Raw genomic sequence first — 10,158 nt, forward strand, 5'->3', positions numbered from 1 at the left:
TCAAGCCGCACACCAAGTTCACCGCCGAAGCCTATATCCTCACCAAAGAAGAAGGTGGCCGTCACACGCCGTTCTTCGCGAACTACCGTCCACAGTTCTACTTCCGGACCACAGACGTTACAGGTACCGTTCAGCTGCCAGAAGGCACTGAAATGGTTATGCCTGGCGACAACCTGCAGTTCGACGTGGAACTGATCGCCCCCATCGCGATGGAAGACGGTCTGCGCTTCGCGATCCGCGAAGGCGGTCGTACCGTTGGCGCGGGCGTGGTTTCCAAAATCACCGAGTAAGCCAACCCGCGGGTCACCCCGCGCACCGGCAACAAGACGAAGGCCGCTCCCAATCGGGGCGGCCTTTTTTGTTGTGTGGGGGCGGCGGTGCTGGCTATGACACGATTGTTTTGATCGCGGATGGCGGTCGTACTGGGCGGATTTGAGCGAAACCTCGGATTCCCCCCTTGCCACATGGCGCGACTCGACCTATAGAGCGCAAGTCTCAGCGGGGTGCGTTTTTACGCGCCCCGTTTGATTTACGACAAAACGCAATGAAGGGCCGTGATGAGGCGTCTCTTCCTCTTCGTTTCTACTCCCAATGAGGGATGATGACATATGGCACAAAGCCAAAATATCCGCATCCGTTTGAAGGCGTTCGATTACCGCGTGCTGGATGCGTCCACACAGGAAATCGTTAACACCGCCAAGCGTACCGGTGCATCTGTTCGCGGCCCAATCCCGCTGCCGAACAAGATCGAAAAATTCACAGTTCTGCGTGGCCCACACGTTGACAAGAAATCCCGTGACCAGTTCGAAATCCGCACGCACAAGCGTCTGCTGGATATCGTTGATCCGACCCCGCAGACCGTGGACGCGCTGATGAAGCTCGACCTGGCCGCTGGTGTGGACGTCGAGATCAAGCTGCAGTCATAAGCGTAGGAGGGTAATAATATGTTGCGCTCAGGCGTTATTGCAAAAAAGATGGGCATGACCCGTTTGTTCATGGAAGACGGCAAGCAGATCCCTGTAACCGTTCTTCAGCTCGACAAACTGCAGGTTGTGGCTCAGCGTACCCCCGAGAAGGACGGCTACACAGCTGTTCAGCTTGGTGCAGGTACAGCCAAGGCCAAGCGGACGTCGCAGGCCATGCGTGGTCACTTTGCTGCGGCAAAGGTTGAACCCAAGCGTAAGGTTGCGGAGTTCCGTGTGGACCCCGAAGCCATGTTGAATGTTGGCGAAGAAATCATCGCCGATCACTACTTTGCTGGTCAGTATGTTGACGTTGCAGGCACCTCCATCGGTAAAGGTTTTGCCGGTGCGATGAAACGCCACAACTTTGGCGGTCTGCGTGCGACACACGGTGTTTCGATCTCTCACCGTTCGCATGGTTCGACAGGTCAGTGTCAGGATCCAGGCAAGGTTTTCAAAGGCAAGAAAATGGCCGGTCACATGGGTGCTGCCCGTGTTACCACGCAGAACCTCGAAGTTGTCAAAACCGACAGCGCACGTGGTCTGATCATGGTCAAAGGCGCCGTACCAGGCTCCAAAGGTGGTTGGGTGACTGTTAAGGACGCGGTGAAAAAGCCGTTCCCAGCAGACGCGATCCTGCCTGCCGCTTTGAAATCCGCCGCTGACGAAGCCGCAAAAGCAGCTGAAGAAGCCGCAGCAGCAGCCGCTGCAGAGGCCGAAGCAGAAGCAGCACGCTTGGCAGAAGAGCAAGCAGCGACCGAAGCTGCCGCACTTGCCGAAGCCGAAGCATCCATTGAGTCGGACAAGAAGGAAGGTGACGAATGAAACTTGATGTCATCAAACTCGACGGCGGCGCAGCCGGTTCGGTAGACTTGGACGAGGCCCTGTTCGGTCTTGAGCCACGCGCCGACATTCTGCACCGTGTTGTCCGCTGGCAGCGTAACAACGCGCAGCAGGGTACGCACAAGGTCAAGACACGGTCCGAGGTCAGCTATTCGACCAAGAAGATCTATCGTCAGAAAGGCACCGGCGGCGCACGCCACGGCGCCCGTTCTGCACCGATCTTCCGTTCGGGTGGTATCTACAAGGGTCCAACCCCTCGTAGCCACGGCCACGATCTGACCAAGAAGTTCCGCAAACTGGGTCTGCGCCACGCTTTGTCTTCCAAGGCAAAAACCGGCAACCTGGTCATCATCGACGATGCCACATCCGATGGGAAAACCGCTGCTTTGGCCAAACAGGTTAAGAACCTGGGCTGGAAGCGCGCGTTGATCATCGACGGTGCTTCGGTAAATGAGAACTTCTTGCAAGCCGCGCGCAACATCGAAGGTCTGGATATCCTGCCGACGATGGGTGCAAACGTCTATGACATCCTCAAGCGTGACACTCTCGTGATCACCAAAGCGGGGATCGAAGCACTGGAGGCCCGTTTGAAATGAGCGCCAAGCACGAACATTACGATGTGATCCGCAAGCCGATCATCACTGAAAAAGCGACAATGGCTTCCGAGCACAATGCAGTCGTTTTCGAAGTTGCGATCGACAGCAACAAGCCAATGATCAAAGAAGCTGTTGAAGCTCTCTTTGGTGTCAAGGTGAAGGCCGTGAACACGACCATCACCAAAGGCAAGGCAAAGCGTTTCCGCGGCCAGATGGGTCGCCGGAAAGACGTGAAAAAGGCTTACGTTACGCTCGAAGAAGGTAACTCCATCGACGTATCCACCGGTCTGTAAGTCAGCCTGGACGTAAAGTTTAAGGGCCCCTCGCTGCAAGGCGGGGGGCCTTTTCCGTTTTGAGGGCGGTGGTGCCTGCATAATACCCGCTGCGCATGTCGCGCGGGAACCTGCCGACCTACGGTGCGTTGACCTTGCACATCACGTCAAAGGAATGGCCCCGCTGAATGGGGGCCGGCTTTGCCCGAAGGGATAGCGCCACTATGTCGACCAGCTCCGTCCAGTCCACCCGATCAGAGATACTGTCTGATAATGACCCCGACGATTTCGCCTGGGCCGTGCCGATCATGCGGACGGGGTATGCCGGGCGCGGATTGGTTTACCTTGTCGTGGCCGGGCTGTCGCTATGGTCCGTTGTATCTGGTGGTCAGGCCGAGGGCACCAAGTCGACGCTGCAGTCATTAGACGGCGCGACGGGGTTTGCAGTGATCTTTGCGATCGCCACGGGCATGTTCGCCTATGCGATCTGGCGCGCGGTTGATAGCTTTTGGGACCTTGAGGCATATGGCAGCGGGGCCAAGGGCATCGTTGCGCGGTTCGGGATGCTGGTCACCGGCCTGCTCCACGGCGCCATCGGTGCACTGGCTGTGACGGTGCTGGGGGTGGCGTCGTCTGGCTCTAGCAGCAAGGAGTTGCTGAACCAGTTCCTGCAGACCACAGCGGGCGTGTGGGTCGTGGGCGGCATCGGTCTGGCGACGATGGGCACGGGGTTCTACTATTTCTACAAGGCCGCGTCGCAGTCGTATCGCGAGCATTTGGAAGCGAACCACTTTACCCTGCATTGGAACCCGCTATTGCGTATCGGCGTGGCTGCGCAGGGCGTGGTGGTGCTGATCATCGGTGGTTTGATCGCCTATGCCGCGATAAGTGCCAATGCGTCGAGTGCAGGCGGCATTGATGCGGCGTTTGAATGGTTGCACCAGCAGGCCTACGGACGGGTGCTGGTTGGGCTGCTCTGTGCCGGATTGCTGATGTTTTCGCTGTTCTGCTTTGTGAATGCGGTCTACCGTATTGTACCGAAGGCTGCCGACCCGTCGGTTGAAAGCGTCGCGCGCAAGGTCAAGGCAATGGCGTCCTGAAGGGCACCGCGTAGGTCTACGTCGGGTTTTCGAGACTATTCCCGAACGCTCCCTTGACCCTCGGCTGATCCTCCCCTAAACGACCCCATCGGCAGTGCCCCGGATTCGTCCGGGGCTGTGTCGTTTTGCGCATTGGTGAGTTCTAGCCAAGCGCGAGGTTGGGCAAAGGGGTTCTTTGTCTGGCATTTCAAATTGGGGACCTTCGGGGCCCTACAACCATCTCGGCACCATCACGACGGGGCCGGGGACAAGCAAAACGGAAGACAGAGAACATGGCACTCAAGTCGTACAAACCGACGACGCCAGGCCAGCGTGGGCTGGTACTGATCGACCGTTCGGAGCTTTGGAAAGGCCGCCCGGTCAAATCCCTTACACAGGGTTTGACCAAATCTGGCGGTCGGAACAACACCGGACGGATCACAATGCGTCGCACAGGCGGTGGGGCAAAGCGCCTTTACCGTATCGTCGATTTCAAGCGCAACAAGCTGGACATGTCCGCGGTTGTCGCTCGCATCGAATATGACCCTAACCGGACCGCATTCATCGCACTGATCCAGTACGAAGACGGCGAACAGGCTTACATCCTGGCCCCACAGCGTATCGCTGTTGGCGACAAGGTGATTTCCTCGGCCAAGGCCGACATCAAGCCTGGGAACGCTATGCCATTTTCGGGCATGCCAATCGGTACAATCGTTCACAACATCGAAATGAAGCCAGGCAAAGGCGGCCAGATCGCACGCGCCGCCGGTACCTACGCACAGTTCGTAGGCCGTGATGGTGGATACGCTCAGATCCGTTTGTCCTCGGGCGAACTGCGTCTGGTGCGTCAGGAATGCATGGCCACCGTTGGTGCCGTGTCCAACCCTGACAACTCCAACCAGAACTACGGTAAAGCGGGCCGCATGCGTCACAAGGGTATCCGCCCTTCGGTACGTGGTGTTGTTATGAACCCGATCGACCACCCTCACGGTGGTGGTGAAGGCCGTACATCGGGTGGTCGTCACCCTGTTACGCCTTGGGGCAAGCCCACGAAGGGTGCAAAAACCCGCAACAAGAACAAAGCGTCCAGCAAGCTTATCCTACGCTCGCGCCACGCCAAGAAGAAGGGGCGTTAATAGATGTCTCGTTCAGTATGGAAAGGTCCTTTTGTTGACTCTTATGTCCTCAAGAAGGCCGAAGCCTCCCGCGAAAGCGGTCGCAGCGAAGTGATCAAAATCTGGTCGCGCCGTTCCACGATCCTGCCACAGTTTGTTGGCCTGACGTTCGGCGTGTACAACGGTCACAAGCATATCCCAGTAAACGTCAGCGAAGAAATGATCGGTCAGAAGTTTGGTGAGTATTCGCCAACTCGCACCTATTATGGTCACGCAGCTGACAAAAAAGCGAAGCGGAAATAAGCCATGAGCAAGGATAAAAATCCCCGCCGCGTGGCTGACAACGAAGCCCGTGCAAAACTGCGCATGCTTCGCACAAGCCCGCAGAAACTGAACCTCGTCGCCGCGATGATCCGTGGCAAGAAGGTAGACAAGGCCCTGACGGACCTGACCTTCTCGAAAAAGCGGATCGCACAGGACGTGAAGAAATGCCTTCAGTCCGCCATCGCGAACGGCGAAAACAACCACAACCTTGACGTGGATGAACTGGTCGTTGCCGAAGCATATGTCGGCAAGAACCTGATCATGAAGCGTGGTCGTCCACGTGCGCGTGGCCGTTTCGGCAAGATCATCAAGCCGTTTTCGGAAATCACGATTGTCGTGCGTCAAGTTGAGGAGCAAGCCTGATGGGTAACAAAGTAAATCCGATCGGTATGCGTCTTCAGGTCAACCGCACCTGGGACAGCCGCTGGTACGCCGATACGAAGGACTATGGTGATCTTCTGCTCGAAGACCTCGCCATCCGTGACTTCATCAAGAAAGAATGTGCACAGGCCGGTATCGCCCGTGTGATCATCGAACGCCCACACAAGAAGTGCCGCGTCACGATCCACACAGCGCGCCCCGGTGTGATCATCGGCAAGAAAGGTGCAGACATCGAAGGTCTGCGTCAGAAAATCGCCAAGATCACCAAATCTGACCTGCACCTCAACATCGTTGAAGTGCGCAAGCCAGAGCTGGACGCAGCCCTTGTTGGTGAATCCATCGCACAGCAGCTGGAACGCCGGGTCTCTTTCCGTCGCGCCATGAAGCGTGCGGTACAGAACGCCATGCGTATGGGTGCCCTGGGTATCCGTGTGAACGTTGCTGGCCGTCTGGGTGGTGCAGAAATCGCGCGTACCGAATGGTACCGTGAAGGCCGCGTGCCGCTCCACACTCTGCGTGCCGACATCGATTACGCGCATGTTGAAGCGTCGACCGCTTACGGCATCATCGGGATCAAAACCTGGATCTTCAAAGGCGAGATCATGGAACATGACCCGGCTGCGCGTGACCGCAAGGCACAAGAAATGCAAGACGGCCCAGCACCACGCGGTGCCGGCGGTCGTCGCTAAGGGGGAATGAAAGATGCTACAACCAAAGCGTACTAAATTCCGCAAGCAGCACAAAGGCCGTATCAAAGGTGTGGCAAAGGGCGGGTCTGACCTGAACTTTGGTACCTACGGTCTGAAGGCTCTCGAGCCCGAGCGTGTAACTGCACGTCAGATCGAAGCTGCTCGTCGTGCCATGACGCGTCACATGAAGCGTCAAGGCCGTGTCTGGATCCGTATTTTTCCGGATGTTCCTGTCACCGCAAAGCCCATCGAAGTTCGTATGGGTAAAGGTAAAGGTTCCGTGGATCGTTGGGTCTGCAAGGTCAAGCCAGGCCGTGTTATGTTCGAAATCGACGGTGTCGCCGAGGACGTTGCACAAGAAGCTCTGCGTCTTGCCGCGATGAAGCTGCCTATCAAAACCCGCGTCGTTGTACGCGAAGATTGGTAAGACCTTCGCTTCGACATCTGTCGGAGGAATGAATAGAAAAGCCCCCGCTGAGACATCAGCGGGGGCTTTTATTTTTATCGGTCGGTGCGGAGTTTAGGTAAACAGCTTGGCGGGGCGGCGCGCCAGTTTTTGCCAGACCATCGCGATGACAATGGTCATGCCCACGTGCCCCACGAAGGATGACTGCGTGTAGGTGCCAAAACCCATCATGAAGCTACGCCCCATCAGCGGTGCCAAAATACCTTGGGCGACAAACCACAAGATGACTCCGGCCAGGGCACCCGCGGCGAAATAGCCGAGCTGTGTCATCCGCTTGGTCAGATAGACCACCGCTGCAAATCCTAACGCGCCAATCAGGAAGTGGACGGCGAAGGCCGCGCCGTAAGTCAGGTCGAGGCCCAAAAGCTTTTTGCTTAGCCCGATGACCAGGTTCGCGGGTTCTAGCTTGACGCCGAACAGGACGGGAGAGGCGAGCCATGCGTAGGCCTCGAATGTGAGTTCGCCGACCAGACCGGCAACGGCAAGGGCGGGCAGGGGGCTTTGGTTTGGGGTATCCACGTGGGGCTTCCTTATGTGCGCATCGTTTACGGTAACGGGGTCGAGATGGCACCGGGACACATGCAATCCTAGTCACAAGCTGCTGAACCCGCGGTGACGTGATCCAGCCCGCGGTTTTTGAAACATTAATGCATGATGAATAAGCGGCGGCAGGGTCTAGCCAGCGCAAGGCGTGGCGCATAGGCTCGGGCTAACCTGCCTATAGGAGCTGACATGAAACATGTGCCCAAGCCCACCACCGACGAAGACCTGATCAAAGCGTTTCTTGAGAAGGGGGGGACGATCAAAAAGGGCAAGACCAAGCCGATGCCGGATGATCTGGGGCTTAGCAATAATCAGTGGGGCAATAAGCTGACCAAAGAGGAAAAGGCCGCGATCAAAGAGCAAGAGGCGGCGCGCAAGGCAACGCCGCCCAAACGTGGTTAACCCCAGGCGTAGTTGAACGAGACCGAGATGCGATCGTCTTCGGACATGTTCATCGGCACTTCGTGCCGCAGCCAGCTTTCCCAAAGCAGCACGTCACCGACGACGGGTTCTGCATAGACGAACTGGCGCAGCTCCCGCGGGGCGTCTTTCTTGCGACCGGGGGCAGCCATCATCATCGGCAGCCGCGGATCTTCGAGCTTGAGCGCGCTCGTGCCTTCGGGCATCGCCACATAGGTCGTGCCGGAGATCACCGAATGGGGATGGATATGCGCCGTATGGATGCCGCCTTCGGGTAGGATGTTAATCCAGAGGTCTTCCAGCTTGAGCTTGCGCCCGTCCAGATCAAACGCCAGTTCCTTTGCAAAAGCTTTGACGTGTTTATCCAGCGCTTTCTTCACCGTCTTGAAGATCGGGAAGCGCCACGGCAGATCGGTGAGCGACGCATAGCTGGTGTAGCCCGGGAAATCATGTTCCTCGCACCATTCCTGCCCGGCCTCGTCATCCTCGGCGATGGACAGGCACGCGGCCTCCAGCTCGGCCGGATCAACGGGTTGACCGTGCTCGGACAGGGCGGCGCGGTAAAGACGGGTGACGAAAAGGGATTCTATCTGTGACATAGGGCCGTTCTATATCAGCCTGTTCTGGGTGGCGATACGGTTTTATAGAAAGCTTGCTTGCCAAACAGGGGTAGGGCCTGTAGAGGAACCTTTCACATGAACTCCACCAGAATCATGGTCACCCATAAGGGGCCTACTGGTGATGTCGAAAGGAAGAGGCGATGAACGCCAAAGAACTGCACGACAAGACGCCGGATCAACTCCGCGATGAGCTTGTTAACCTGAAAAAAGAATCCTTCAACCTGCGTTTCCAGCAAGCCACAGGCCAGCTGGAGAACTCCGCACGTTTGAAGACCGTTAAGCGTGACGTCGCACGTGTCAAAACCGTTCTGAACCAGAAAGCCGCTGCCGCGGCATCTGCTGAATAATAGGAGCCTGAGAGTATGCCCAAACGTATCCTGACAGGCACCGTGACAAGCGATGCCAACGCACAGACAGTAACCGTTTCCGTAGAGCGTCGCTTTACGCACCCGGTTCTGAAGAAAACCATCCGTAAGTCCAAAAAATACCGGGCGCACGATGAGAACAACACATTCAAAGTGGGCGACGCCGTTCGCATCATCGAATGTGCACCAAAGTCGAAAACCAAACGTTGGGAAGTGCTGCAAGCCGCTGAGGCTTAAGGTGCTGCTCGCTCGGGCCTGAGGTCCTTGTTTCCCTTGACTCTGAGGGCGCCAAGGCCCAAAGGCACGAGCGAGATGCCCATTTCGGGCAGACCAATATAATCGAAACCCTGGGGTTAGGGCACGCATCGCCCCCCAGAAGGTCGGGAGAAACCAAATGATCCAGATGCAGACCAACCTGGATGTTGCTGACAACAGCGGCGCGCGCCGTGTTCAGTGCATCAAGGTATTGGGTGGTTCCAAGCGTAAATACGCATCCGTCGGCGACATCATTGTCGTGTCGGTCAAGGAAGCCATCCCTCGCGGTCGTGTGAAAAAGGGTGACGTGCGTAAAGCCGTCGTCGTTCGCACTGCCAAGGAAGTTCGTCGTGAAGATGGCACAGCCATCCGTTTCGATCGTAACGCCGCCGTTATCCTGAACAACTCGAATGAACCTGTAGGTACACGTATCTTCGGGCCAGTTGTTCGTGAGCTGCGCGCCAAAAACTTCATGAAGATTATCTCGCTTGCGCCGGAGGTGCTGTAATGGCTGCTAAACTTCGCAAAGGTGACAAAGTCATCGTGCTTGCTGGCAAGGACAAGGGCAAGACGGGTTCCATCTCGTCCGTTGACCCAAAGGCCAACAAAGCAATCGTAGATGGTATCAACATGGCAATCCGCGCCACGCGTCAGTCCCAGACGTCGCAAGGCGGCCGTATTCCCAAAGCGATGCCCATCGATCTGAGCAACCTGGCGCTGGTTGATGCCAACGGCAAGGCAACCCGCGTTGGCTTTAAAATCGAAGGCGACAAGAAAGTGCGCTTTGCAAAAACCACGGGGGACGTGATCGATGCTTGATAACGCAACATACACACCCCGCCTGAAGGGCGAATACGCGGACAAAATCCGCGCTGCTCTAAAGGAAGAGTTCGGTTACAAGAACGAAATGCAGATCCCGCGTCTGGATAAGATCGTTCTGAACATCGGCTGTGGTGCAGAAGCTGTTCGTGACAGCAAGAAAGCCAAATCCGCACAGGAAGACCTGACAACAATCGCCGGCCAAAAAGCGCTGACAACTGTTGCCAAGAAATCCATCGCTGGTTTCCGCGTACGTGAAGACATGCCTTTGGGTGCGAAAGTGACCCTGCGTGGCGAGCGTATGTACGAATTCCTGGATCGTCTGATCACGATCGCAATGCCTCGTATCCGCGACTTCCGCGGCATCAACGGCAACAGCTTTGACGGCCGTGGCAACTACGCCATGGGC

Annotated in this window: 18 protein-coding genes and 1 pseudogene; 17 read left to right on the top strand and 2 right to left on the bottom strand. The window is 56.8% G+C overall.

The annotated features are described in order from the left end of the window. From tuf to rplP, 11 genes and pseudogenes are all read left to right on the top strand, one after another. Window positions 1-290 (top strand): annotated as a pseudogene (gene tuf / locus B3849_RS13880) (elongation factor Tu); the annotation flags it as partial. 318 nt (window positions 291-608) lie between these two features. Next, window positions 609-926: a 30S ribosomal protein S10 gene (gene rpsJ / locus B3849_RS13885; protein ID WP_005849850.1), complete on the top strand. Its 318-nt coding sequence runs from the start codon at window positions 609-611 to the stop codon at window positions 924-926. An 18-nt stretch (window positions 927-944) separates the two neighbouring features. After that, entirely contained in the window at window positions 945-1,787 is an 843-nt protein-coding gene (rplC, locus tag B3849_RS13890; protein WP_005849843.1) for a 50S ribosomal protein L3, read from the top strand. Next, window positions 1,784-2,401: a 50S ribosomal protein L4 gene (gene rplD, locus B3849_RS13895; protein ID WP_009825301.1), complete on the top strand. Its 618-nt coding sequence runs from the start codon at window positions 1,784-1,786 to the stop codon at window positions 2,399-2,401. Before rplC ends, rplD begins: the two co-directional genes overlap by 4 nt. Beyond that, complete coding sequence (locus tag B3849_RS13900; RefSeq protein WP_005849839.1) at window positions 2,398-2,694, top strand: 50S ribosomal protein L23; 297 nt, start codon at window positions 2,398-2,400, stop codon at window positions 2,692-2,694. Before rplD ends, B3849_RS13900 begins: the two co-directional genes overlap by 4 nt. A gap of 203 nt (window positions 2,695-2,897) precedes the next feature. Then, on the top strand, window positions 2,898-3,773 hold the full coding sequence (locus B3849_RS13905; RefSeq protein ID WP_286780306.1) for a DUF1206 domain-containing protein: 876 nt from the start codon (window positions 2,898-2,900) through the stop codon (window positions 3,771-3,773). A 272-nt stretch (window positions 3,774-4,045) separates the two neighbouring features. Then, complete coding sequence (gene rplB / locus B3849_RS13910) at window positions 4,046-4,888, top strand: 50S ribosomal protein L2 (protein WP_005849835.1); 843 nt, start codon at window positions 4,046-4,048, stop codon at window positions 4,886-4,888. A gap of 3 nt (window positions 4,889-4,891) precedes the next feature. Continuing rightward, a complete protein-coding gene (gene rpsS / locus B3849_RS13915) occupies window positions 4,892-5,170 on the top strand; it encodes a 30S ribosomal protein S19 (RefSeq protein ID WP_005849833.1) in 279 nt (92 codons plus the stop codon). A gap of 3 nt (window positions 5,171-5,173) precedes the next feature. Beyond that, on the top strand, window positions 5,174-5,554 hold the full coding sequence (gene rplV / locus B3849_RS13920) for a 50S ribosomal protein L22 (protein WP_005849831.1): 381 nt from the start codon (window positions 5,174-5,176) through the stop codon (window positions 5,552-5,554). Further along, window positions 5,554-6,261, top strand: a complete 708-nt coding sequence (gene rpsC / locus B3849_RS13925) for a 30S ribosomal protein S3 (RefSeq protein ID WP_005849830.1) — start codon at window positions 5,554-5,556, stop codon at window positions 6,259-6,261. The genes rplV and rpsC overlap by 1 nt, the downstream gene beginning before the upstream one ends. 13 nt (window positions 6,262-6,274) lie before the next feature. Then, window positions 6,275-6,688 carry a 50S ribosomal protein L16 gene (gene rplP / locus B3849_RS13930; RefSeq protein ID WP_005849828.1) on the top strand — a complete coding sequence of 138 codons (414 nt, stop codon included), beginning with the start codon at window positions 6,275-6,277 and terminating at the stop codon, window positions 6,686-6,688. Window positions 6,689-6,781: 93 nt separating this feature from the next. Here the strand turns inward: rplP and B3849_RS13935 are convergent, their stop codons facing one another. Continuing rightward, window positions 6,782-7,246: a hypothetical protein gene (locus B3849_RS13935; protein WP_286780307.1), complete on the bottom strand. Its 465-nt coding sequence runs from the start codon at window positions 7,244-7,246 to the stop codon at window positions 6,782-6,784. A 213-nt stretch (window positions 7,247-7,459) separates the two neighbouring features. Between B3849_RS13935 and B3849_RS13940 the strand changes: the two genes are divergently transcribed. Then, a complete protein-coding gene (locus tag B3849_RS13940) occupies window positions 7,460-7,672 on the top strand; it encodes a hypothetical protein (RefSeq protein ID WP_005849822.1) in 213 nt (70 codons plus the stop codon). Here the strand turns inward: B3849_RS13940 and B3849_RS13945 are convergent. Further along, window positions 7,669-8,289, bottom strand: coding sequence for a TIGR02466 family protein (locus tag B3849_RS13945; RefSeq protein WP_009825297.1), 621 nt, complete (start codon window positions 8,287-8,289; stop codon window positions 7,669-7,671). The genes B3849_RS13940 and B3849_RS13945 overlap by 4 nt on opposite strands. 161 nt (window positions 8,290-8,450) lie before the next feature. On the opposite strand from B3849_RS13945, the gene rpmC reads away from it, so the two are divergent. The 5 genes from rpmC to rplE all read left to right on the top strand — a co-directional run. Beyond that, window positions 8,451-8,657, top strand: coding sequence for a 50S ribosomal protein L29 (gene rpmC, locus B3849_RS13950; protein WP_005849818.1), 207 nt, complete (start codon window positions 8,451-8,453; stop codon window positions 8,655-8,657). A gap of 15 nt (window positions 8,658-8,672) precedes the next feature. Then, window positions 8,673-8,912: a 30S ribosomal protein S17 gene (gene rpsQ / locus B3849_RS13955; protein WP_005849816.1), complete on the top strand. Its 240-nt coding sequence runs from the start codon at window positions 8,673-8,675 to the stop codon at window positions 8,910-8,912. Window positions 8,913-9,069: 157 nt separating this feature from the next. Continuing rightward, window positions 9,070-9,438: a 50S ribosomal protein L14 gene (gene rplN / locus B3849_RS13960; protein ID WP_005849814.1), complete on the top strand. Its 369-nt coding sequence runs from the start codon at window positions 9,070-9,072 to the stop codon at window positions 9,436-9,438. Next, window positions 9,438-9,749: a 50S ribosomal protein L24 gene (gene rplX, locus B3849_RS13965; RefSeq protein ID WP_005849812.1), complete on the top strand. Its 312-nt coding sequence runs from the start codon at window positions 9,438-9,440 to the stop codon at window positions 9,747-9,749. Before rplN ends, rplX begins: the two co-directional genes overlap by 1 nt. Then, the coding region (gene rplE, locus B3849_RS13970) for a 50S ribosomal protein L5 (RefSeq protein WP_286780308.1) at window positions 9,742-10,158 on the top strand (417 nt) is incomplete at its 3' end. The genes rplX and rplE, both read left to right, overlap by 8 nt.

This window comes from Sulfitobacter sp. UBA4523 (genome assembly GCF_002388305.1).
Lineage (GTDB): Bacteria > Pseudomonadota > Alphaproteobacteria > Rhodobacterales > Rhodobacteraceae > Sulfitobacter > Sulfitobacter pontiacus.